Origin of the sequence: Methylobacterium organophilum (genome assembly GCF_022533465.1) — a bacterium.
Classification (GTDB): Bacteria; Pseudomonadota; Alphaproteobacteria; order Rhizobiales; family Beijerinckiaceae; genus Methylobacterium; species Methylobacterium organophilum.
Genome location: NZ_CP092848.1, coordinates 549,087 through 570,872, shown reverse-complemented (window position 1 = coordinate 570,872; position 21,786 = coordinate 549,087). Strand labels below are relative to the sequence as shown.

Genomic DNA, 21,786 nt, shown 5'->3' with positions numbered 1-21,786 from the left:
GCGCCAGGGTCAAGCCCGGCCGGCCGAGCCGCGCCCCCGCACATCCGCTCGACTTCGCACGAAGCGGGAGTAAATGTGCCGCCATGTCGCGCCCCGCCCTCGCCCTACTCTGCCTTCTCTGCGCCGTTCCGGCCCTCGCCCCGGCCGCGCGCGCCGACGAATGCGACGGGCTCGCCCAGCGGATCGCCGCGGTGACGGGGGCGCGCAAGGTCGGCAAAAGGGTCGGCCCGAGCATCGACGTGCGGGCCGCGAGCGGGGTCAGGCTCGACCTGACCTGCCGGGCCGAGCCGATCGTGCAGGCCTCCTCCGGTGATCCCGCGCCCTCGGCCGAGTTCTTCCGCGAGCTGACCCTCGCCGGCGAACTCGTGGTCGGCGAGCCCGCGGCCTCCGTGCAGGCGGCCCTGGTCAAGGCCTACGAGACGGCGCTGGCCGAGCGCCGCAAGTCCTTCATCCAGCAGAACGGCTGGTCGGCGAGCTGCTACACCGACAGCGCCGGGGCCCTGCGCACGCTCTGCTCGGTCGGCCGCATCCCGCGCGGCTGAGACGATCCGCGCCGCCCGGCCCCAGACAGAAGAAACGACGCCATGGCCAACCACCTGTTCGACCTCGTCCGCACCCATCTGCCGGAGGACCCCGCGGCGCGGACGGTGATCGAGACGCCGGACGGGCGCCGCTGGTCCTATGCCGACCTGATCGCCCGCTCCGGCGCCTATGCCGCCGCCCTGGCGGCCCTCGGCGTGACGCCCGGCGACCGCGTCGCCGTGCAGGTCGAGAAGAGCCCGGAGGTGATCTTCCTCTATCTCGGCGCCGTGCGGGCGGGGGCGGTCTTCCTGCCCCTCAACACCGCCTATACCGGGCCGGAGATCGCCTATTTCCTCGGCGATGCCGAGCCGGCCCTGTTCGTGTGCGATCCCGCCCGGCTGGAGGCCCTGTCCGAGGTCGCCCGGCAGGCGGGCGTCCCGGTGGTCCGCACCCTCGACGCCGCGGGCCGCGGCAGCCTCGCCGAGGCGGCGGATGCGGCGGACGGAACTGTCGCGGACGTGCCCCGCGGGCCGGACGATCTCGCGGCGATCCTCTACACCTCGGGCACGACCGGGCGCTCCAAGGGCGCCATGCTGAGCCACGACAACCTCGCCTCGAACGCGCTGACGCTCGCCCAGTACTGGCGCTTCACCGCCGGGGACGTGCTGATCCACGCGCTTCCGGTCTTCCACACCCACGGCCTGTTCGTGGCGACGAACACGGTGCTCGCCACCGGCGGCTCGATGCTGTTCCTGCCGAAGCTCGACCCGAAGCAGATCCTCGCGGTGATGCCGCGGGCCACGGCGATGATGGGCGTGCCGACCTTCTACACCCGCCTCCTGAAGGAGCCCGGCCTGACCCGGGAGGCCACGGCCCATATGCGCCTGTTCGTCTCCGGCTCGGCGCCGCTTCTGGCCGAGACGCATCGGGACTGGTCGGCGCGGACGGGCCACGCCATCCTCGAGCGCTACGGCATGACCGAGACCAACATGAACACCTCGAACCCCTACGAGGGGGCGCGGGTGCCGGGCACGGTCGGCTTCCCCCTGCCGGGCATCGCCCTGCGGGTGGTCGACCCGGAGACCGGCGAGGCCAAGGGCGAGGGCGCGGTCGGCATGATCGAGGTGAAGGGGCCGAACGTGTTCAAGGGCTACTGGCGCATGCCCGAGAAGACCGCCGCCGAGTTCAAGGCCGACGGCTACTTCATCACCGGCGATCTCGGGCTGATCGACCGGGACGGCTATGTCCACATCGTCGGGCGCGGCAAGGACCTCATCATCACCGGGGGCTACAACGTCTATCCGAAGGAGGTCGAGACCGAGATCGACGCCCTGCCGGGGGTGGTCGAATCCGCGGTGATCGGCCTGCCGCATGCGGATTTCGGCGAGGGCGTCACCGCCGTCGTCGTGGCCGGCGAGAACGCCCCCGACGAGGCGGCTCTGCTGCGGGCTCTGGAGGGGCGGCTCGCCCGCTTCAAGGTGCCCAAGCGGGTGCTCTTCGCCAGCGAATTGCCGCGCAACACCATGGGCAAGGTGCAGAAGAACCTCCTGCGCGAGCAACACAAAGACCTCTACAGCCAATAATTGGGCCGTCGCCAGGATCCCGGCCGCGGAGCGCTGGAACGGCCAAGCCTGGGCCACGTTGAGTTGCGCCGCCCGGATCTGGGCGGTGACCGCTCGCCGACCGCCCGATGCCGCCCTCCGCGCCCCCGCCTTCCGATCCCGCCGGCCAGCCCTCCGGCTCCGTCCTCTGGACCCTGCTCCTCGGCGCCGCCGTGATCGGCCTGGCGCTCGCGCCGAGGCGCGCGGCCGGGGAGGCGCCCGAGCCGGCCCCTCCGCCGGAGCAGGGCCGCGAGAAGAATGGCGGCGCCCGTTCGCACGAGGGCAAGGCCGCGCGCTGGGTCGCCGCCACGCAGGGCGACCGGGGCCGCTTCGCCAACCACCCGACCGAGATCCCCGCGCCGGGCTGGAAGGACATCCTGTTCCGCGTCTACCAGGAGTTCAACAAGGACCGGGTGCTCTCGGTGGCGGCGGGCGTCACCTTCTACACCCTGCTCTCGCTGTTCCCGGCGGTCGCCGCCCTGGTGACCTGCTACGGCCTCGTCGCCGACGTCAGCACGATCAACCAGCACCTCACGGCGATGCAGGGCGTGCTGCCGCAGAGCGCCATCGACATCATCGGCGAGCAGGTGAAGCGCATCGCGGCCAAGCCCGGCGGCACCCTGGGGCTCACCTTCTTCACGAGTCTGACGCTGTCGCTGTGGAGCGCCAACGCCGCGATGAAGGCGATGTTCGACGCGCTCAACGTCGTCTACGAGGAGGAGGAGAAGCGGAACTTCTTCTGGCTCAACATCCGCTCCCTCACCTTCACCATCGGTGCCCTGGTCTTCGTGATCGTCGCGCTCTCGGCCATCGTGGTGCTGCCGGTGGTGTTCAACTTCGTCGGGCTGGGGGACGGCGCCTGGCTCATCGCCATGGCGCGCTGGCCGGTCCTGCTCCTGGTGGTGCTGGGCGGGCTGGCCGTGCTCTACCGCTACGGCCCGAGCCGGGAGCGGGCGCGCTGGCGCTGGGTCGGGGCGGGCAGCGTGGTGGCGGCGCTGCTCTGGCTCGCCGCCTCGATCCTGTTCTCCTGGTACGTCGCCAATTTCGGCAATTACAACGAGACCTACGGCTCCCTCGGCGCCGTGATCGGCTTCATGACCTGGATCTGGATCTCCGCCACGATCGTGCTGCTCGGCGGCGAGATCAACGCCGAGATCGAACACCAGACCGCGCGCGATTCCACGACGAGCCCGGAGCAGCCCCTGGGCCGGCGCGGCGCGCGCATGGCGGATACGGTGGGCGCGGCAGCCTGATCCGGCCTGGGAGGCTCGTGTCCGGTCGCGAGGGCTGGTATACCAGCCGCGACAACCAAAAAACGAGGAACGCCCCAATGACTGCAACCGAAGCGAGCGTCGCCCCGGAGGCGCGCAGCGACGCCGAATGGCGCGAGGCGCTGACGCCGGAACAGTACCGGGTGCTGCGCGAGCACGGCACGGAGCGGGCGGGCACGAGCTGCCTCAACGCCGAGAAGCGTCCCGGCACCTTCTTCTGCGCGGGCTGCGGCGCGCCGCTCTTCGAGACCCAGACCAAGTACGAATCCGGCAGCGGCTGGCCGAGCTTCTTCGCGCCGCTGGAGGGGGCGGTCGAGACCACCTCCGATCGCAGCTTCGGGATGGTGCGCACCGAGGTCCATTGCGCCCGCTGCCAGGGCCATCTCGGCCACGTCTTCAACGACGGGCCGGCTCCGACCGGCCTGCGCTACTGCATGAACGGCGTGGCGCTGACCTTCGAGCCGGAGACACCTTGAGCCCGAACTTCGCCCTCGGAGGACCACCTTTGGTGGTAAAACGACGGTAACGTTGCCCATGGCGGTTGAGACTTGGCCGCCATGGTCTTGATTTTGGCACCTTTTCGCTTACCCGATGCCCGGGTCGCCTCTTCGTCGGTATCGTCGCGCCGGTCTTGCCGGGAGCCGATCGGCTTTGAGGAGGTGCTCCTCCGGCGCGTCTTCGCCGCCGGTTCGCAGAACGATTGCCGGGCCGGTGCCTTCGTGAGGCGCCGCTCCGGCCGTCCGGGGTCGCCGCCTCATGCGGACGAGCCTGGCTTCCGGGAGGTCGACGCGTATGAGTGTGGTTCGCCGTTTCCTGATCGCCCCGTCGCTGGTGCGCCTGCTGCGCAAGGAGCGCGGCGGCACCCGCACGACGGAGGGTTTCTTCGCGCCCCAGGGCGGCCGCACCTCGATGGTGCGGATCGAGGGGCAGGAATGCCACCTGATCCTCGCCGTGCCGGGCGCGCCCGAGGAGCGCACCGTGGTGCCCCGCGCCCATGGCGACGCGCTTCTCGACGTCTGCCCTGGCAAGGCGATCTACGAGCGCACCACCATCCCCCTCGGCAATGGTCGCGAGGCCCAGATCGATCGCTACACCACGCCGGCCGGGCTCGATCTGGTCGGGGTGCGCTTCGACAACGAGGATCAGGCCAGGGGCTTCCTGCCGCCGGTCTGGTTCGGCCAGGAGGTCTCGAGCGACGCGGCCTACGAGCGTTCCGCCATCGCCCTCCAGGGCGCGCCGAGACCCGGCGAGGTGAGCCTGAGCAACGCCGCCCTCGAGGCGGTGCTCGACCTGATCGAGCCGCGCTTCGGCCTGCGGCCGCCGCCCGCTCCGCCCCCGTCCGCCCCGCCCAAGCCTCCGGAATCCACGCGGCCGTTCGAAGCGCCGAAGCCGGCGGAAGCCAAGGCTGCGGAACTGGCCAGTGCCGTCCCGCCGGCACCCGAGCCGCCCCAGCCCGCGGAGGCGGCTGCCGCGGCGCCGGAGCCCGCCGAGGCGGCGCCGCCGGAACCGGTGACCGTCGCCGAGGAGGCCGCTCCCGAGGCGCCGAAGCCGGACGAGGCCCCGAAGGCGCCGGAAAGCGACAACGCGGTCGATGCCCTCAAGCGGATGGTCGAGCAGAATGGCGCCTCCGCCGAGGCGAAGGGCGAGGCCAGGCCGGCGAACCCCAACGGCAGCCAGGATGCGCGCATCGACGACGTGATCGAGAGCCTGTCCCAGGCCCTCGGCGCAGCTCTGCAGCAGCCCCGCTCGCCCGAGCCGCCCCCGGCGGAGGACGACGTCGCCGCCTCCTTCGAGCGCTGGACCGTGCGTCCCCGCCGCACGCAGGGCTGATCCCCGGGGCTCTGTCCCGGATCACGACCGGTCTGGGCTCAGGCCGGGAGGAAGCCGCGCCCGGGCGATCGTCCGGGCCGGCTCAGGCACAGTCGGCCGGCCCCGCCAGCGAGGCCCGCCCGCCACCGGACAGCGCACGCGCCTCAAGCGACCCGCTTGGCCCGGCGCCGGTCCAGGCCCGTGCATCCCCCGGCGCAATGAGGCGTTCGGGTGCGTATCCCGCGGTCTCGCCCGTCCTGCCCCTCTCCTGCGCGCCGCGAGCGATTGTGGCGCAAAGGAGGCGCCTGCCCGTTCTCGACAGACAAGTGGGCGTGACCTTCAAGTCAAACCACCGAGCAACCGTTGAGCGGTCGTGGCAAAGCCGCTAGCGTCCAAGTCGCCTTGGGAATAAGGGCGGCGCCTCAAGCGTGCCACGGCGAGGAAACATGACCCAATCCCTAACGCACGACGCCGCGCCCGCGCCGGCGGCACCTCTTCCTTGGTATCGGGTCCTCTACATCCAGGTTCTGATCGCGATCGTGCTGGGCGTTCTCGTCGGCTGGTTGTATCCGGATCAGGGCAAGGCCCTGAAGTGGCTCGGCGATGCCTTCATCGCGCTCATCAAGATGATGATCGCGCCGATCATCTTCTGCACCATCGTCCACGGCATCGCCTCGATCGGCGACCTCAAGAAGGTCGGCCGCGTCGGCTTGAAGGCCCTGATCTATTTCGAGGTGGTCTCGAGCGTCGCGCTGCTCATCGGCATCATCGTCGGCGAGGTGATCCAGCCGGGCGCCGGCTTCGCCGCCGATCCGACCAAGCTCGATGCCAAGGCGGTCGAGGGCTACGCCAGCAAGGCGGCCGCCGATTCCACGGTCGCCCACATCCTGGCGATCATCCCGAAGAGCTTCTTCGACGCCTTCGCCAGCGGCGACCTGCTGCAGGTGCTGCTGATCGCGATCCTGACCGGCGTCGTGCTGACCGGCATGGGCGAGAAGGGCGCCGGCATCACCCGCGGCATCGACGCCGCGGGGCAGGTCTTCTTCCGCATCATCGGCATCGTGGTGAAGCTCGCGCCGCTGGGCGCCTTCGGCGCCATGGCCTTCACCATCGGCCAGTACGGCATCGGCAAGGTCATCGACCTCGCCTGGCTGGTGGGCACCTTCTACACCACCTCGCTGCTGTTCATCTTCGTGGTGCTCGGCGCGATTGCGGCCTTCTCCGGCTTCTCGATCTTCAAGTTCCTCGCCTACATCAAGGACGAGCTCCTGATCGTGCTCGGCACCTCGTCCTCCGAGACGGTGCTGCCGCACATGATGACCAAGATGAAGCGCCTGGGCGCCTCGGATTCGGTCGTCGGCCTCGTCATCCCGACCGGCTACTCGTTCAATCTCGACGGCACCAACATCTACATGACGCTCACCACCCTGTTCCTGGCGCAGGCGGTGGGGGCGGACCTCAGCTTCGGCCAGTACGCGACGATCTTCCTCGTCGCCATGCTGACCTCGAAGGGCGCCTCGGGGGTCACGGGCGCGGGCTTCATCACGCTCGCCGCCACGCTCGCCGCGATCCCGGGCAATCCCGTCCCGGTCGCCGCGATGACGCTGGTGCTGGGCGTGGACAAGTTCATGTCCGAATGCCGCGCCCTCACCAACCTCATCGGCAACGGCGTCGCCACTGTGGTGGTGTCGCGCTGGGAGGGCGAGCTCGACAAGGCCAAGCTCAACGAGGTGATGGCCCATCCCCTCGCCATCGGCACCGACATCTCGGACCACGCCCCCGAGGCGCCGGCCGACGAGCGCACCGCGCCGAAGGTGGTCGCGGCGCAGTGAGCCGCGCGGACGGGGCGGCTCGGAGCCGCCCCCTTCACCCGTGACGATGGCGGTGGTGCAGGTCCGGGTAATGGGCATGGGCGTGCCGTAGGGGCTCGTGCCGGTGCCAGTGGCTGTGCGGCTCGGTCACCGGCCCGTCATGCGCGTGCTGGTGATGGGCGTCGTGCACATGGGCGTGCTCGTGCTCCATCGCCTCGTGCGCGTGCAGGTGGGCGTGCCGCTCGGTGAGATGGAGCCAGAGGCCGAGCCCCATCAGCAGCCCCGCGGCGACGAGCTGCGGCGTTGCCGGTTCGCGCAGCCAGGCCAGGGCCACCAGCGCGCCGATGAAGGGCGCCAGGGCGAAATAGGCCCCGGCCCGGGCGGCGCCGAGATGGCGCAGGGCGTGCACGAACAGCACCAGGCTCACCCCGATCCCGAGGAAGCCGACGAGGCCCGCCGCCGCGACGTCCCCGGAGGAGGGCAGGGCGGCGCCGCGGGCGAGGGCGCATCCGAGATTGACGAGGCCCGCCACGAGCCCCTTCACCAGGGCGATGGCCACGGGATCGGCCGCGGAGAGCTTGCGCGTCAGGTTGTTGTCGAGGCCCCAGGCGAGGCAGGCGGCGGCGACGAGGAGGCCGCCCGTGTCGGGCTCGATCCCGGTCCCCTGCCAGGAGAGCAGCAGAGCCCCGGCCAGGATCGCCGCCGCGCCGACGAGGAGCCGCCGGTCGACATTCTCCCGGTAGACGATCCAGGCGATGGCGAGCGTCGCCAGACTCTCGAGGTTCAGCAGCAGCGAGCCGGAGGCGGCGGAGGTGCGGGCGAGCCCGAGCATCAGCAGGAACGGCCCGGCCACGCCGCCCGCGAGCACAATCGCCGCGAGCCAGGGCCCGTCCGCGCGCCGCAGCGGCGCCTCGCGGGCCGGTCCCCCGCGCAGGTGCCGGAGGAGGGCCAGGGCGGCCAGCCCGAGGCCCGCCCCGAGATAGAGCAGGCCCGCGAGCGCCTGCGGATCCGTCGTGGCGAGCAGGCTCTTCGAGAACGGCGCCGCCGCCCCGAACAGCAGGGCGGCGGCGAGCGCCAGGGGCACGCCTGGCCAGAGGGGGGAGCGGGCGGATTCCGTCATGCCCGCGGATCATAGGCCGCTTTCGTGGCCTTGGGAGGCCGGCTCGGAGGCGGCCGGCCCCCGCTTCCGGATCAGATCACCGGGCCGGTATAGGCCTGCCCGTAGAGGAGGGCGTGGCCGGCATAGTAGAGCGCCAGGAAGGTCGCCAGCGCCGAGCCGTAGCCGATCGGCGTGAGCAGGGCATGGCGCAGGCGCACCGGCTGGCGGAGATCGTCGGCGGCGATGGCGATCAGCACGACGATGATGCCCGAATGGCCGATGGCGTCGATGCGGCCGAATTCGCCGATCGCCGAGAGGAAGACCGCGGCGAGGATGAGCGCGGCGGCCCGGCGCACCAGGGGCGTCCAGATCAGGGCGAAGGCGAGGGTGAACTCGATCACGCCGGCGGCCCGCATGAACGTCTCGGCGCTCGCCCCCATGGTCATGCCCGGCTTGGCCGCGAGCAGCGGGTCGGTCCATTGCGGGTAGGCCCATTTCTCGACCGAGGCCCACATCAGGGTCACGGCGGCGGCGTAGCGCACCACATCGATCGGGCGCAGGCCGAACAGGTCGCGGTCGAGCCCGACCAGGGCGAGATAGGCGGCGATGCCGAGGAAGATCGGGTAATCGGCGAGATGGAAGACGCCGTAATGCCAGACGGCGAAGCCGAACAGGAAGACGATGCCGGCCGCGGCCAGGGGCAGGGTCCGCTTCCAGATCAGCGTGCCCGCGATCGCGAGCTGCAGCCACGGGATCCAGTCGGCCTCGGTGGTCAGCTCGGGGGTGAGGATCACGCCGTCGAGGTTCCACAGCGAGACGAAGAAGAAGCCGCAGCCGGCGCGGACGAGCAGACTCGTATCGGCCCGGACCCGCGCCGTCACCCGGTCGAGGGCGTCGAGCAGGGCGTGGCCGATCGCGGTCCCCTCCATCAGGCAGCCCGCCATCAGGCAGGTGAGGGCGAGGGCGCAGAGCTTCTCGAAATCGCCGCAGAGCACCTGCTCCAGCCCCCGGGGCTGGCCCGCCACGTCGAAGGCGCAGAACCATTTGACGTGGGCCTCGGCCGCGCCGCTGCCCAGGAGGCCGAAGGGAAGCGCGAGCCCCACCGCACGAAGTGACGGAACCCGTAACCGACCCCAACGACGCATGGCGAGACTCTAGCTTGGTGCACAGGTTGATGACCTGCGAACCCATCTTCGTAGACTCCGTGTACGGATGCGAACGGATTGTTAACCTGTCTTACGAAATGGTTAATCCGGTCCGGCGAATGCTCCGATTGCTGGCCCTCCGTGGTCGGTGGAAGGGGAGAGGCGGGCGCTCGCGCGGGTGCTTTTCGGGAGCGGATCGTGATCGGCGCGGAGCCGGGACGGCGGGGGTCTCGAGCGCAACCTTTCGTCTTCGCCAGCCATTTTGGCATGTACGATCGGTTGTCTGCCCGGAAAGGCAGTGTTCGCTTAAGCGTTCGGCGAGTAGGCTTCCAATCCAGGCCGCAGCATCGCGGGGGAAGGCATGACGGCAACACTCAGCGCGATGAGCCTCTGCCTCGGCGTGGCCCTGGCCGGCTACGCGCCGCGATCCAAGGCGCGAGCGGAAACCTTTGAAACCTGTGGTGGTATTCTGCTCGTGGCCGGCCTCGCCCTGCTCGGGGCCGGGCTGCCTCTGTTCCGTTAAAAGAGGGGCTTTCAGGGCCAACAGGTCCTGCCCGGCGCGGCTCCGTTCCCTCCACAGCCTGTGGATGAGGTCAGGGCCGGGGCGGCTGCGGGCCGAGGGTGCCCAGCGCCGGGTGGGACTCCGCCGGTCCGCTGAGCGTGTCGAGGAAGGCGAGGAGGTCGGCCTTCTCCGGTGCGGTCAGGCCCAGGGGGCGGATGTCCCGGGACCGGCTCGGCCGGTCGATGCCGCCGCGGTCGTAGAGGTCGATCACCTCGGACAGGGTCGCGAGCGAGCCGTCATGCATGTAGGCCCCCCGGCGGGCCACGTCGCGCAGGGTCGGCGTCTTGAAGGCGAAGCGCAGGGCGGGCGCGTTCGGGAAGAAGCGGCCGCGGCCGATCCCCTCGCCCGAGGCCGTGCCGATGTCGTGGAAGGAGCCGTCGGTGAAGGACGAGCCGCTGTGGCAGGCGGCGCAATGGGCCTTGCCGGTGAAGAGGCCGAAGCCGCGCTTGGCTGCGTCGCTGATGGCGCCCGCATCGCCCGCGACCCATGCATCGAAGGGGGCACGGCCGGAGACGATCAGCCGCTCGAAGGTGGCCAGCGCCTCCTCCACGGTCTTGCGGGCGATGGCGGGCCGGGCGTCCGGGAAGGCCGCGGCGAAGGCCTCCGTGTAGTCCGGCCGGGCCGCGAGCCGGTCGAGCAGCGCGGCCTCGGAGAGGTTCATGTTCGTCGGCGCGGTGATCGGCGCGAAGGCGACCGTCTCGAGGCTCGGGAACTTTCCGTCCCAGCCGAGCGGCCCGTCCGCGAAGGCGATGTCGAGGAGGGACGGCGTGTGCAGCGCCATCTCGCCCGCATCGGACCGGGCCGCGCGGGCGCGCCCGTCGCTCCAGGCGAGCCCCGGCTGATGGCAACTCGCGCAGCTACGGTCGCCCGAGCCCGAGAGCAGGGGATCGAAGAACAGATTGCGGCCGAGCTCGGCCTTGGCCTGCGAATAGGGGTTGCTGTCCGGGAAGGGAATCGCGTCCGGGCGACGGTACTCTGCCGGGATCGCGGGGCGCTCTTCGGGCAGGCAGGGGCCCGCGAGGCCGGCCAAGCCCGCGGCCAGCAGGAGCGCCGCGGCTCTCTGTCCGAATATCCACGCCATTGCCGACCCCGATACGCCTACAGGTTGTCGGCAATGTCTTGAGACTTTGTAAAGACGTCAAGAAATTGGGATCGCTCTCGACTGGATCTGTGCTCGCCACGAAAAAGTATTTTTAGGTATCTTGCATACAGGATTCCGGAATTATTTTACCTGTACGGCGAGCTTCATGCGCGGGTGGATCCCGCACATCACGGTGAACTGACCCGCCTTCGGGAACACGATGACGCTGCGGCTGCCGGGCTCCTGGTCCCCGGTGTCGAAGCTGAAGGCGGGGTCGTCGAGATAGACGTGATGCAGGAGGTCGCCGTCGTCGTTGACGAAGGTGAGCGCCTCGCCCCGGGCGATCGAAAGGCTCCCCGGATCGAATCGGCGCCCCTTCTGGGAGACGAGATGCTCTGCTCCGGCACCGGCCGCCGCGGCGAGCCCCGCGGTGAGGAGGGCCGCGCCCGCGGCCAGGGCGACGGGCCGGGTGCGGGCGCCGACCGGGAAAGCCAGGAAGGAAGGCGCCTTGCGCATGGTCGTATCCGGTTCGGCGCCACGGTATGGGCGCGGTCCTCAGGATGCCGAGGCCCGGTTGTCGGGCGCTTAACGTTCTCGCGGCGAAATTCGTCCCGTCGGCCGGCGCGATTTCGATGAAGTCTGTCTTAACCGATTGCGTGCAACTCTAGACGGATCGGCCTCGAGCGGGCAGGCATGACGATTTCCAAGACGACGGGACGGACGGGCTCTGCCTTGCGCGCGGTCTTGCGGGCCGCGTCCTCGATCCGCGGGCGCATCCTGGTCGCGTTCCTCACGCTCAGCGTCATCACCGCCGGGCTCGGCGCCTTCGGGGCATCGAGCCTCGAGACCACGGGCGATCTCGTCAACAAGACCTTCGACCGCTCCCTGATGTCGATCAACTACGCCCGGGCGGCGGCCACCGATTTCGCCAATATCCGGCTCGCCTTCACCCGGCGCCTGCGAAGCGCCAGCCCACCGGAGCGGGAAGAGCTCGACGCCCAGATCGCGGACCTCCTGAAAGCCTTCGGCGAGGATCTGGATGTCGCGGCGGAGCGTGCGCAATCCGAGCGGGCCGCCCGGGAGGCCGGGCTCGTCCGCAGGGCGGTCTCCGATTGGGTCGCTGCGCGGCGTGCCTCCCTGGAGGGACAGGAGGCGACGGGCCTCGACGGCTTCGCGGCCAAGGCCGAGCAGCATCTCGATCTCCTGATCAACTACACCGCCGGTGACGGCTTCACCTATCGCCAGCGCGCCCGGGCCCTGGTCACCGAAGCGGTCGAGATCAGCTTCGCGGCCACCGTTCTGGCGATCGTCCTGTCCGGCCTCGTGACCTGGCTGCTCTCGCGCCAGATCATCCGGCCGGTGGCCGAGGCTTCCCGCGTCGCCGCGCAGATCGCCGCCGGCGATCTCGGCGTCGCGATCCCCGAGCGGCACGGCGACGAGGTCGGCGAGCTCCTGAGAGCCATGGACAGCATGCGCGGCAACATCGCCGTGATGATGGCCCGGGAAGTGGACCAGCGCCGCTCGGCGCAGGTGCTGCTCGCCGACGCCATTCAGGGGCTCGGCGAGGGCGTCGTCGTCACGGATGCCCGGTGCCGCGTGATCCTGGCCAATGACCGGGCCGCCGATCTTCTGGAGCTCGGCGGCGACGGGCCGGGCGGCAGTGAGCAGCACGCTCAGGCCAAGGCCTTCCTGCGGACCTTGCCCGGCAGCCCGGAGGAGACCTTCGACACCCAGCTTGCCGATGGCCGCTGGCTCCGGGTCAGCCGGAGCGCGACCCGGGAGGGCGGCATCGTCGCCGTCTGCAGCGACATCAGCCTGCTCAAGCTGCAGGAGGCGCGCCTGCGGGCGATCAATCTCCGCCTCGACGCCGCCCTCGACAACATGTCTCAGGGGCTCTGCCTCTACGACGAGCAGGACCGCCTGCTGGTGGTCAACCGGCGCTTCGCCGACATCTTCGGCATCTCCCTCGATGCCCTGCCGCCGGGGACCAGCTTCGAGGAGGTCCGCGCCATCGTGAGCGGCCCTGCGGCGGGCGAGGCCCCGGCCGCGGACGCGCTCTTCGCGGCGCAGGCCGAGCTTCTCGCGCGCGGGGGCGGCGGCACGACCTGTCAGGCGATCAACTCGGCCTGCGTCGTCGCGGTCGATCAGAAGCGCACGAGCGAGGGCGGCTGGATCGCGACCTACGAGGACGTGACCGAGCGCTACGAGGCCGAGGCCCGAATCGTCAGCCTGGCGCGCAGCGACGCCCTCACGGGGCTCGCCAACCGCATGGTGTTCAACGAGCGCCTGAACGAGGCGGCGCACCGGCTTCCCTCGGGCCGGGGCTTCGCCGCCCTCTGCCTCGATCTCGACCGCTTCAAGGAAGTCAACGACACCTTCGGCCATCCCGTGGGCGACGGCCTCCTGAGAGGCGTCGCCGAGCGCCTGTGCCTGTGCGTGCGCAGCGGGGACACGGTGGCGCGGCTCGGCGGCGACGAATTCGCGATCCTTCAGGCGGAGTCCGGCACGGCCTCCGATGCGGTCAGCCTCGCCCGTCACATCGCCGCTGCCTTCGAGACCCCTTTCCTGATCGACGGGCACGCCGTCAGCGTCGGGGTGAGCATCGGGATCGTGCTGGCTCCGGAGCACGGGAGCGAGCCCGAGAAACTCCTGAAGAGCGCCGACATGGCGCTCTACCGCGCGAAATCGGATCAGGCCGGGGCCTGGCGCCTGTTCGCGCCGGAGATGGACATCGAATTGCAGAAGCGGCGCGCCCTGGAGACCGATCTGCGCCAGGCGCTGGCCAGGAACGAGTTCGAGCTGCTCTACCAGCCGATCGTCGACATCGCCCATGGAGGCCCGGTCAGCTGCGAAGCGCTGCTGCGCTGGCACCATCCCCGCCGCGGGTCGGTCTCGCCGGCGGAATTCGTGCCGCTCGCCGAGGAGATCGGCCTGATCGGCGAGATCGGGCAATGGGTGCTGCGCCGGGCCTGCACCGAGGCGCGCCGGTTGCCCTCCGGCGTCTCGGTCGCGGTCAACGTCTCCGCGGTGCAGTTCCGCAATGCCGATCTCGTGCGCTCCGTGACGGCGGCCCTGGCCGAGAGCGGGCTGGCGCCGAACCGCCTGGAACTGGAGATCACCGAATCGGTGCTCCTGACCAACAGCGTCGGCACCCTCGCCACGCTGCACGCGATCAAGCGCCTCGGCGTGCGCATCGCGATGGACGATTTCGGCACCGGATATTCCTCGCTGAGCTACCTGCAGAGCTTCCCCTTCGACAAGATCAAGATCGACCAGAGCTTCGTGCAGAATCTCGACGGCGCGGAGAGCTCGCGCCTCATCGTCGGGGCGATCGTCAGCCTGGGGCGCAGCCTCGGCATGCGCGTGACCGCCGAGGGCGTCGAGACGCCGGTCCAGCTCGCCCATCTGCGCGAGGAGGGCTGCACCGAGGCGCAGGGCTACCTGTTCAGCCGGCCGATCTCCTTCGCGAAGGTGATGGCGTTCTGTTCCGGGCGGGAGCGCAAGTCGGCCTGAGGGGAGGGCCGGGCGCGGGCTCGGTGCGGGGCGGCGCCGGACTCTGTCGGGAAAAGGCGCTGTCCGGGCCGGAACCGGGGGGATATGCCCAAGATTGCCGGGGGATGCGCGGATTCGCCTTGCTCTCGCCACGGAGGATTCGTTGATGATCGGGATCCTCCGGTGGGTTCGCCTTCTCCGCCCGCTGGCCTTTCCTGCTCCACCGAGACGGTCCCGATGCTGAACCGCGTGATTCGACGGCTGATCGGCGGCATGGCCGCCCTGGCGGCGCTCGCCGGCTCCGCCCAGGCGGTGACGGCGCCGATCCTCGTGGTCGAGGTCGATTCCGGCAAGGTGCTCTACAGCCAGGCCGCGACCGATCCCTGGTATCCGGCCTCGATCACCAAGCTGATGACCACCTACGTGGCGCTCGACCTCGTGCGTCAGGGCAAGGTCTCCCTCGACAGCCTGCTCACCATCTCCCCGGCCGCGGCGGCCGAGCCGCCCTCGAAGATGGGCTTCAAGCCGGGCACCCAGCTGACCCTGGACAACGCCCTGAAGATCATCATGGTCAAGTCGGCCAACGACGTGGCCTGGGCGATCGGCGAGAATCTCGGCGGCAGCATCGACGGCTTCGCCGACATGATGAACGAGACGGCGCATCGCATCGGCATGCGCGAGAGCCGCTGGTACAACCCGAACGGCCTGCCCGAGCCGCGGCAATGGACCTCCGCCCGCGACATGGCGATCCTGGCCCGCGCCCTGATGCGCGACTTCCCGGAATCCCGCGACCTCTTCTCGATCTCGGCGATCCAGTACGGCAAGGCCGTGATGGCCAACCATAACGGCCTGCTCGGGCGCTATGCCGGTGCCGACGGGATGAAGACCGGCTTCATCTGCTCGGGCGGCTTCAACGTGGTGGCGAGCGCGACCCGCAACGGCCGGCGCATCATCACCGTGGTGATGGGCCAGCCGAGCGCCCGCGAGCGCGACCTCAAGGCCGCCGACCTGTTCGATTACGGCTTCGGCCAGCAGGCGGGCTGGACGGCGCCGACGCTGGAGGGCCTGCCCGCCTCCAGCGTCGCCGAGCCGCCGGACATGCGGCCCTATATCTGCGACCGTCGCAAGCCGATGCCCATCGACGAGGGCCAGGGCGCCATCGCCGCGGCCGGGACCGACCCGGCGGCGAACCAGCTCCTCGGCGCCACCCAGCCGAGCGGCACGCCGCTCGCCTTCGCCACCCTGAACGGCGCGGCCCTGCGCGGCCGCTCCCTGCCGCCGCGGGCGCCCCTGCAGCCGATCGCCGTCTGGACCGGCCGGAGCCAGGCCGAGAGCGCCGCCCTGCTCGCCGCCGAGGAGGAACAGGCCAAGGCCGCCCGCACCGCCAAGGTCGAGGCGGCGCGCCAGAAGCGCGAGGCGGCCCGCGAGGCCAAGGCCGAGAAGGCGGCCAAGATCCGGGCCGCGGCGGTGACGGACCCCAAGGTCGCCAGGAAGATCGCCGAGAAGAAGCCCGCCGTGCCGGCGACGACCAGCGCCTACGCCTCGGTCGACCACGGCCATGCCGCCAAGCCGGGCGCGGCCAAGAAGGCGGGCGCCGAGAAGCCCGCCGCCGAGAAGGCCGCGACGAAGCCGCAGCCCAAGAAGAAGGCCGAGAAGAAGAGCGAGGCCTCCGCGCAATAGGCTGGTCGCCGGCCGCGCCGGCGGCCTTTGCGTTCGCCCCCATCGGGCTTACCTGAACGTCTCGCCGGCGAAGACGGCGCCGCAGCGGCAGGAAGCCCGATGACTGACACCCCCGCCGGCCGCCCGGCGCCGATCCCGCTCACCATCCTCACCGGCTTCCTCGGGGCCGGCAAGACCACCCTCCTGAACCGGCTGCTCGCCGATCCGGCGCTCGCCGACACGGTGGTGATCGTCAACGAGTTCGGCGAGATCGGCCTCGACCACCTGCTGATCGAGACGGTGGACGAGGACATGATCCTGCTCGGCGCCGGCTGCCTGTGCTGCACCGTGCGCGGCGACCTGATCGCGACCCTCGAGGACCTGCTGCGCAAGCGCGACAACGGCCGCATCAAGCCGTTCCGCCGGGTCGTCATCGAGACGACCGGCCTCGCCGATCCCGCCCCGATCCTGCACGCCCTGATCTACCATCCTTATCTCGCCCTGCGCTTCCGCCTCCAGGGCGTGGTCACCGTCGTGGATGCCGTGAACGGCATGGCGACCCTCGACGCGCATCCCGAGGCCCTGCGGCAGGCGGCGGTCGCCGACCATCTCGTGGTGACCAAGGGGGATCTCCCCGAAGCCGACGAGGCGGGGCTTCGGAGCCGGCTTCGAAGCCTCAACCCGGCCGCCAGCCTCGACGGGCCGGACGTGCCCGCGCAAAACCTGCTCGGCGGCCTCTTCGGCGTCGACGGCAAGGCCGCCGACGTCCGGGCCTGGCTCGGCGCGGCGCAGGAGGAGATCCAGGGGCACGACGACCACGGCCACCACCAACACGGGCATCATCACGGTCACGGGCATGCCCATCACCACCATGACGTGAATCGCCACGACGCGCGCATCCGGGCCTTCCATCTCGTCAGCGACGCGCCGGTGCCCCGGGCAACCCTGGAGATGTTCCTCGACCTGATGCGATCCTCGCACGGCCCGAAGATCCTGCGGCTGAAGGGGCTCGTCGCCCTGGCCGAGGATCCGGAGCGGCCGGTGGTGGTGCACGGCGTCCAGCACGTGGTCCACAGCCCCGTCACCCTCGACATCTGGCCCGACCCGGACCGGCGCTCGCGTCTCGTCCTGATCGTGCACGACCTCGACGCCGCCTTCGTCACGCGGCTCTGGGACGCCTTCCTCGGCCGCCCGCGCATCGACACCGCCGACCGCGCCGCCCTCACCGACAACCCGCTGGCCATCCCGGGGGGCTGATTCCGCCCGGCGCGGCGGCACCGGTCTTGAACCGTTAACGGCATCTCACGGGCCGGAGCCTCGGACTGTCCCAGGACGGTACGACGGCGCAGCGGATCAGGACGGGCCGACATGTCGAAGCGCTTCACGATCATACAGGGCGGCCTGTCCGATCGGCGTCCCAACGCCGCCGCGGTCGCCCTCCGCGCCGCGCACTGGCGGGTCCGGCTCGCCCGCCCGGGCGAACTCGACGAGGGCGATCTCGTTGCCTGGCGCGCCTTCTTCGATGGCCTGCCGGCGGCCGATCCCTTCGCCGACCCCGACTACCTGCACAGCGCCGCGAGCCGGGCCGCCGGCCCGGACGAGGTCACCTTCGCCCTTCTGTTCGCGTCGGCGGAAGACGGTGCGGAGGCGCTCTGCGGCGTGGTGCCCCTTCTCCTGCCGCATCCGTTCTGGGGCGGCTCGATGATCCGCCTGTGGCAGCCTCCGCTCGCGCCCCATCCGGTCGAGCCGGCGGTGAGGACCGAGGTGGCGGCCGCCGCCTTCGAAGCTCTGATCGCCCGCCTGCGGGCGAGCCGTCCCCGGGCGACGCTCCGCCTCGAGGGCCTGCGCGCCTGTGGCGCCCTGGTCGCCGCCCTGAGGGACGATTCCCGGCTCGACCTCGCCGAGCGCCCCCAGCCGAAGCGGATCCCGGAAAGCAGCTTCGTGGATCTCCGTCCGCCGCCCATCCCGACCACGGTCGAGCGGGCCGAGGGGCCAGCCATCCGCGACGCCGTCGAGCGCTTCCTGCTCGCCGATGCCAGGGCCAGCGACACGCCGCTCCTGTCCGATCCCTCCGATTCCACGCTGGTGCGGGTGGTGACGCGCCTGTTCGCCCGGCGGGGCCAGGCGGAGGTCGAACTCGGCGAGCGGGAGGGCCGGGTGGTCCGGGCTGCGATTCGGCTCGGCGCGCCGGGGGCACGCATCACCTGGCGCACGATCGGGCGGCAGGACGCGCCGCCCCGCGCGGAGACGATCGGTCTCGATCTGCGCCGCTCCCCCGAGGCCGATGCCGGGGCACGGCCCGCCCGCATGCGTCTGATCGGCGGCTGACCGAGGCCCGGCGGGGCCGCGGGCGGGACTACTCGTCCTCGCCGAAGCGGTTGGCCAGCAGGGCCTCGATCGCGGCGAGGGCGCCCGCGGCATCCTCGCCCACGGCCACCACGGCGATGGTGGTGCCCTGGGCGGCGCCGAGGGTCAGCAGGCCCATGATCGAGCGGCCGCCCACGGTCTCGCCCGCCCGGGTCACGGTGACCGTGGCGTCGAAGCGCTCGACGGTCTGGACGAACTTGGCCGAGGCGCGGGCGTGAAGGCCGCGGCGGTTGATGATGGGGAGGATCTTGGCGATGCCGCCCGCCGGAACCTCGGGCTCCGGCTCGATGTCGCTGTCGAAGCTCTCGCTCATCGCCTTCCGTGCCGTTCCCTGCAAGACGTCCCCTGCCGTTGCCCGGCATCGGGCGCGCAGCCTCTCGTCATCCGCGCTGTCATTGCTGGTTAGGCGAGGCGGGGCGTGAAGGGAAGGCGGTTGCGCTTCCCCGCAGGCTACTTGCCGGCGAGAACCCGCGACGCGACGTTGATGTACTTCCGGCCGGCTTCCTGGGCGTGCAGCACGGCCTCGCTCAGGGTTTCCTCGTCGCGCACGCTGGCGAGCTTGATCAGCATCGGCAGGTTGATGCCGGCCACGACCTCGACCATGCCGCCATTCATGCAGGACAGGGCGAGGTTGGAGGGTGTGCCGCCGAACATGTCGGTCAGCACCACGACCCCGTTCCCGGAGTTCACGCGGCCGACGGCGGAGATGATGTCGCGACGGCGCGACTCCATATCATCGTCCGGCCCGATCGTGACCGTCTCGATCTGGTCCTGACGGCCGACCACGTGTTCCAACGCGGCCTTGAATTCGGTCGCGAGCTGGCCGTGGGTGACGAGCACCATTCCAATCATCGAAGCGCGTTCCGACGCCCTGTGAGCGGAGCCGCCATTTTGTGCAGCGCAAGGTCAAGCGCAACCCATTGCGACTTTTTACTAGTCGCAACAACCCCACCATGCCACGCCGGCTCTGGGGGCGCTATGGGTCGGCGGCGTTGCGCGCGAGAACGGATCCGGGGTGCGACTGCCGGGCAACGCTCATCGACCGCAGCACCTCACGGATGAGGTATGGGCCCGGCTGGCGCGGTTCAAGCGTGAGGACGGGAAGCCGCAGGCCGAGGATCTCCGTTTTCTCCTCCGCCGTTTCCGGCATCCGCGGCCGATGCGGGACGAGATCCACCACGAGGCGCAGCACGGCCGCCTCCGCATGGGTCGGCAGGGTGCGGATGCCGAGGCCGCGCAGCTCGATCCGGCCGGCCAGCGTTGGATGCGGCCGGGCGATCAGACGCCCGTGGCGGCGGGTGAGCCGCACGCGGTCGTCGGCTACGAGCCGGGCATGGAGGCGGTCGCGCTCCGCCTCGTCGATCAGGGCGAGGCAGAGCGCCGACTTGCCCGCACCCGACTCGCCGCGGATCAGGATCCCGGCCTCGCCCAGGAGCACGCAATTCCCGTGGATCGTCGTCGCGTCGGCATCGGGCTCGCGCAGCATGGGTCGGCCTCAGGCCGCCTCGTCGGCGGCGTAGCGGTCGGCCCGCGGGGCAGGGGGCAGGCGCACGATGAAGCGGGCGCCGCGCACGGTCGGCTTGCCCTCCTCGTCGGCCGGACCGGGCCGGTTCTCGGCGCGGATGGTGCCGCGATGGGCCTGCACGATCTGCCGGGAGATCGAGAGGCCGAGGCCGGAATTCTGGCCGAAGCCCTGCTGCGGCCGGTCGGTGTAGAAGCGCTCGAAGATCCGCTCCAGGGCGTGTTCAGGGATGCCCGGCCCCTCATCCTCCACGATGAACTCGATCGTGCCGCGCAGGCGGACCAGGGCGACGCGCACCTTGGCGCCGGGGGGCGAGAAGGAGCGGGCATTGTCGAGGAGGTTGTTCACGACCTGCCCGAGCCGGCTGTCGTGGCCGATGATGCGGAACGGGTCCTCGATATCCGCGGGCGGCTTGTCGATGTCGAGCTGGATCAGGGCCGTGTTCGCCCGCCGCCGCTCGTTGGCCACGGAGACGACGGTGGTGAGCAGGCGCTTCATGTCGACCCGCCGCGCCTCCGCCCGGGCGAGCTCGGCGTCGAGGCGCGAGGCGTCGGCGATGTCGCTGATCAGCCGGTCGAGGCGCTTCACGTCGTGCTGGATGATCTCCATCAGCCGGCCGCGGGATTCGTCGCTCTTGGCGAGCGGCAGGGTCTCGACGGCGCTGCGCAGGGAGGTCAGCGGGTTCTTGAGTTCGTGGGAGACGTCGGCCGCGAAGCTCTCGATGGCGTCGATGCGCCGGTAGAGCGCCTGCGTCATGTCGCGCAGAGCCCCGGAGAGATGGCCGATCTCGTCGGTGCGGTTGGTGAAGTCCGGGATCTCCTGGCGGGACTTGATGCCCTGGCGCACCCGCTCGGCGGCATCCGCCAGCCGCCGCACCGGCCCGGCGATGGCGCCGGCGAGCAGGAAGGAGAGCACCAGCATCACCGCGGCGGCGATCAGGAAGACCTGGAGCAGGCCGAAGCGCTCGGAGGCGATCACCCGGTCGATGTCGCCGCCGGGGGTCGAGACCATCAGGGCGCCGCGCACCGCGCCGGCGCGCTGGATCGGCACGGCCACCGAGACGATGGTCTCGCCGAGCTCGTTGCGGCGCACGATCGTGCCCCGGGAGCCGGACAGAGCCGCCTGCACCTCGCGCAGGGTGCGCCCGTTCTGCGGGCCGATCTCCTCGCTCTGGGACGAGCGGTCTCCGGGGATCAGGCCGAAGATGCGGCCCTGCACGAAGTCGAAGGTCTTCTCCAGGAAGTTCGGCTTCTGCCGCCGGGGCGTCAGGGCGGAATCCGAGCGGGCGCTCTCCCCCCGCGCAGAGAGGGTGCGGGTGTCGAACAGGAGGCCGCCCTCCCGGTCGTAGATCCGGGCGCGGTTGCCGGTCGGCGTCACCAGGCGGCGCAGCAGGGGCGCCGCCTTCTCCGGGTTCAGGGAGAAGTCGAGGGAGGCGGCGTCGTCCTCCGCGCTGTCCTTGGGCTCGCCCGCCTGGAGCTGCAGCAGCCGGTCGGGGTCGATGCGGATCGCGTCCGTGTCGACGGAGGCCTGGGCGGCGATGGCGCCGGCGATGATCTCGCCCTGGATCAGCAGGCTCTGCACCCGGGCCTGGATCAGCCCCTGGCGGAACTGGTTCAGGTACAGGAACCCGACGAGCAGGACGATCAGCCCGACGAGGTTGAGGACGACGATGCGGCGGGTGAGGCTCGACGAGGCGCGGGCGCCGATGGCGTTCCACAGGTCGCCGAGCCAGGACAGGGGAGGGGCGGAGAGAGGAAACGCGACGCCGCGCAGAAGCTTGCGCAGCCCGGACCGGTTCCCGTCGGGATCGGAATGGAAGAAAGGGGCGAGCATCGCTCCGTCGGT

General features: G+C 70.9%; 19 protein-coding genes. 11 read left to right on the top strand and 8 right to left on the bottom strand.

All coding sequences use genetic code 11. The features are described 5' to 3' along the window. Positions 1–83 precede the first annotated feature (83 nt). The 6 genes from MMB17_RS02545 to MMB17_RS02520 all read left to right on the top strand — a co-directional run bounded on the left by MMB17_RS02545 (position 84) and on the right by MMB17_RS02520 (position 7,035). Complete coding sequence (locus tag MMB17_RS02545; RefSeq protein ID WP_241100964.1) at positions 84–542, top strand: hypothetical protein; 459 nt, start codon at positions 84–86, stop codon at positions 540–542. Positions 543–584: 42 nt separating this feature from the next. After that, the gene (locus tag MMB17_RS02540) at positions 585–2,105 is read left to right on the top strand and encodes a malonate--CoA ligase (RefSeq protein WP_241100963.1); all 1,521 of its coding nucleotides are present in this window, start codon (positions 585–587) and stop codon (positions 2,103–2,105) included. Positions 2,106–2,212: 107 nt separating this feature from the next. After that, on the top strand, positions 2,213–3,376 hold the full coding sequence (locus tag MMB17_RS02535) for a YihY/virulence factor BrkB family protein (RefSeq protein ID WP_241100962.1): 1,164 nt from the start codon (positions 2,213–2,215) through the stop codon (positions 3,374–3,376). A 77-nt stretch (positions 3,377–3,453) separates the two neighbouring features. Then, positions 3,454–3,870: a peptide-methionine (R)-S-oxide reductase MsrB gene (msrB, locus tag MMB17_RS02530; protein ID WP_241100961.1), complete on the top strand. Its 417-nt coding sequence runs from the start codon at positions 3,454–3,456 to the stop codon at positions 3,868–3,870. 316 nt (positions 3,871–4,186) lie between these two features. Then, the gene (locus MMB17_RS02525; protein WP_241100960.1) at positions 4,187–5,224 is read left to right on the top strand and encodes a CYTH domain-containing protein; all 1,038 of its coding nucleotides are present in this window, start codon (positions 4,187–4,189) and stop codon (positions 5,222–5,224) included. Positions 5,225–5,649: 425 nt separating this feature from the next. After that, positions 5,650–7,035, top strand: coding sequence for a dicarboxylate/amino acid:cation symporter (locus MMB17_RS02520; protein WP_238311846.1), 1,386 nt, complete (start codon positions 5,650–5,652; stop codon positions 7,033–7,035). Between the two features lie 34 nt (positions 7,036–7,069). Here the strand turns inward: MMB17_RS02520 and MMB17_RS02515 are convergent, their stop codons facing one another. Next, positions 7,070–8,134, bottom strand: coding sequence for a DMT family transporter (locus MMB17_RS02515; RefSeq protein WP_241100959.1), 1,065 nt, complete (start codon positions 8,132–8,134; stop codon positions 7,070–7,072). 71 nt (positions 8,135–8,205) lie between these two features. After that, a complete protein-coding gene (locus MMB17_RS02510; protein WP_241100958.1) occupies positions 8,206–9,258 on the bottom strand; it encodes a hypothetical protein in 1,053 nt (350 codons plus the stop codon). A gap of 361 nt (positions 9,259–9,619) precedes the next feature. Between MMB17_RS02510 and MMB17_RS02505 the strand changes: the two genes are divergently transcribed. Next, the gene (locus MMB17_RS02505; protein ID WP_238311843.1) at positions 9,620–9,781 is read left to right on the top strand and encodes a hypothetical protein; all 162 of its coding nucleotides are present in this window, start codon (positions 9,620–9,622) and stop codon (positions 9,779–9,781) included. A 70-nt stretch (positions 9,782–9,851) separates the two neighbouring features. Here the strand turns inward: MMB17_RS02505 and MMB17_RS02500 are convergent, their stop codons facing one another. Together MMB17_RS02500 and MMB17_RS02495 are read right to left on the bottom strand one after the other, a co-directional pair. Beyond that, a complete protein-coding gene (locus MMB17_RS02500; RefSeq protein WP_241100957.1) occupies positions 9,852–10,901 on the bottom strand; it encodes a cytochrome-c peroxidase in 1,050 nt (349 codons plus the stop codon). 141 nt (positions 10,902–11,042) lie between these two features. Next, on the bottom strand, positions 11,043–11,417 hold the full coding sequence (locus MMB17_RS02495) for a cupredoxin domain-containing protein (RefSeq protein ID WP_241100956.1): 375 nt from the start codon (positions 11,415–11,417) through the stop codon (positions 11,043–11,045). Positions 11,418–11,594: 177 nt separating this feature from the next. On the opposite strand from MMB17_RS02495, the gene MMB17_RS02490 reads away from it, so the two are divergent. The 4 genes from MMB17_RS02490 (at position 11,595) to MMB17_RS02475 (ending at position 18,380) form a co-directional block, all read left to right on the top strand. Next, positions 11,595–14,414, top strand: a complete 2,820-nt coding sequence (locus MMB17_RS02490) for an EAL domain-containing protein (RefSeq protein ID WP_241100955.1) — start codon at positions 11,595–11,597, stop codon at positions 14,412–14,414. Between the two features lie 216 nt (positions 14,415–14,630). Further along, positions 14,631–16,073 (top strand): D-alanyl-D-alanine carboxypeptidase family protein, encoded by a 1,443-nt coding sequence (locus MMB17_RS02485; protein WP_241100954.1) that lies wholly within the window; start codon positions 14,631–14,633, stop codon positions 16,071–16,073. 99 nt (positions 16,074–16,172) lie between these two features. After that, positions 16,173–17,309, top strand: coding sequence for a CobW family GTP-binding protein (locus tag MMB17_RS02480; protein ID WP_241100953.1), 1,137 nt, complete (start codon positions 16,173–16,175; stop codon positions 17,307–17,309). 111 nt (positions 17,310–17,420) lie between these two features. Next, entirely contained in the window at positions 17,421–18,380 is a 960-nt protein-coding gene (locus tag MMB17_RS02475) for a GNAT family N-acetyltransferase (protein ID WP_241100952.1), read from the top strand. Positions 18,381–18,408: 28 nt separating this feature from the next. Here the strand turns inward: MMB17_RS02475 and MMB17_RS02470 are convergent, their stop codons facing one another. From MMB17_RS02470 to MMB17_RS02455, 4 genes are all read right to left on the bottom strand, one after another. After that, positions 18,409–18,732 carry an HPr family phosphocarrier protein gene (locus tag MMB17_RS02470; RefSeq protein ID WP_241100951.1) on the bottom strand — a complete coding sequence of 108 codons (324 nt, stop codon included), beginning with the start codon at positions 18,730–18,732 and terminating at the stop codon, positions 18,409–18,411. A gap of 137 nt (positions 18,733–18,869) precedes the next feature. Beyond that, positions 18,870–19,271, bottom strand: coding sequence for a PTS sugar transporter subunit IIA (locus tag MMB17_RS02465; protein WP_238311835.1), 402 nt, complete (start codon positions 19,269–19,271; stop codon positions 18,870–18,872). A 124-nt stretch (positions 19,272–19,395) separates the two neighbouring features. Next, the gene (locus tag MMB17_RS02460; RefSeq protein ID WP_241100950.1) at positions 19,396–19,905 is read right to left on the bottom strand and encodes an HPr kinase/phosphorylase; all 510 of its coding nucleotides are present in this window, start codon (positions 19,903–19,905) and stop codon (positions 19,396–19,398) included. Between the two features lie 9 nt (positions 19,906–19,914). After that, complete coding sequence (locus MMB17_RS02455) at positions 19,915–21,774, bottom strand: sensor histidine kinase (RefSeq protein ID WP_241100949.1); 1,860 nt, start codon at positions 21,772–21,774, stop codon at positions 19,915–19,917. Between the last annotated feature and the right edge of the window lie 12 nt (positions 21,775–21,786).

What these genes read in the sequence shown, in the direction of transcription:
- MMB17_RS02540 (WP_241100963.1), top strand. Translation starts at nt 585, where the DNA reads ATGGCCAACCACCTGTTCGACCTCGTCCGCACCCATCTGCCGGAGGAC.
- MMB17_RS02495 (WP_241100956.1), bottom strand. Translation starts at nt 11,417, where the DNA reads ATGCGCAAGGCGCCTTCCTTCCTGGCTTTCCCGGTCGGCGCCCGCACC.
- MMB17_RS02515 (WP_241100959.1), bottom strand. Translation starts at nt 8,134, where the DNA reads ATGACGGAATCCGCCCGCTCCCCCCTCTGGCCAGGCGTGCCCCTGGCG.
- MMB17_RS02510 (WP_241100958.1), bottom strand. Translation starts at nt 9,258, where the DNA reads ATGCGTCGTTGGGGTCGGTTACGGGTTCCGTCACTTCGTGCGGTGGGG.
- MMB17_RS02535 (WP_241100962.1), top strand. Translation starts at nt 2,213, where the DNA reads ATGCCGCCCTCCGCGCCCCCGCCTTCCGATCCCGCCGGCCAGCCCTCC.
- MMB17_RS02465 (WP_238311835.1), bottom strand. Translation starts at nt 19,271, where the DNA reads ATGATTGGAATGGTGCTCGTCACCCACGGCCAGCTCGCGACCGAATTC.
- MMB17_RS02545 (WP_241100964.1), top strand. Translation starts at nt 84, where the DNA reads ATGTCGCGCCCCGCCCTCGCCCTACTCTGCCTTCTCTGCGCCGTTCCG.
- MMB17_RS02520 (WP_238311846.1), top strand. Translation starts at nt 5,650, where the DNA reads ATGACCCAATCCCTAACGCACGACGCCGCGCCCGCGCCGGCGGCACCT.
- msrB (WP_241100961.1), top strand. Translation starts at nt 3,454, where the DNA reads ATGACTGCAACCGAAGCGAGCGTCGCCCCGGAGGCGCGCAGCGACGCC.
- MMB17_RS02460 (WP_241100950.1), bottom strand. Translation starts at nt 19,905, where the DNA reads ATGCTGCGCGAGCCCGATGCCGACGCGACGACGATCCACGGGAATTGC.
- MMB17_RS02475 (WP_241100952.1), top strand. Translation starts at nt 17,421, where the DNA reads ATGTCGAAGCGCTTCACGATCATACAGGGCGGCCTGTCCGATCGGCGT.
- MMB17_RS02505 (WP_238311843.1), top strand. Translation starts at nt 9,620, where the DNA reads ATGACGGCAACACTCAGCGCGATGAGCCTCTGCCTCGGCGTGGCCCTG.
- MMB17_RS02480 (WP_241100953.1), top strand. Translation starts at nt 16,173, where the DNA reads ATGACTGACACCCCCGCCGGCCGCCCGGCGCCGATCCCGCTCACCATC.
- MMB17_RS02455 (WP_241100949.1), bottom strand. Translation starts at nt 21,774, where the DNA reads ATGCTCGCCCCTTTCTTCCATTCCGATCCCGACGGGAACCGGTCCGGG.
- MMB17_RS02470 (WP_241100951.1), bottom strand. Translation starts at nt 18,732, where the DNA reads ATGAGCGAGAGCTTCGACAGCGACATCGAGCCGGAGCCCGAGGTTCCG.
- MMB17_RS02490 (WP_241100955.1), top strand. Translation starts at nt 11,595, where the DNA reads ATGACGATTTCCAAGACGACGGGACGGACGGGCTCTGCCTTGCGCGCG.
- MMB17_RS02525 (WP_241100960.1), top strand. Translation starts at nt 4,187, where the DNA reads ATGAGTGTGGTTCGCCGTTTCCTGATCGCCCCGTCGCTGGTGCGCCTG.
- MMB17_RS02500 (WP_241100957.1), bottom strand. Translation starts at nt 10,901, where the DNA reads ATGGCGTGGATATTCGGACAGAGAGCCGCGGCGCTCCTGCTGGCCGCG.
- MMB17_RS02485 (WP_241100954.1), top strand. Translation starts at nt 14,631, where the DNA reads ATGCTGAACCGCGTGATTCGACGGCTGATCGGCGGCATGGCCGCCCTG.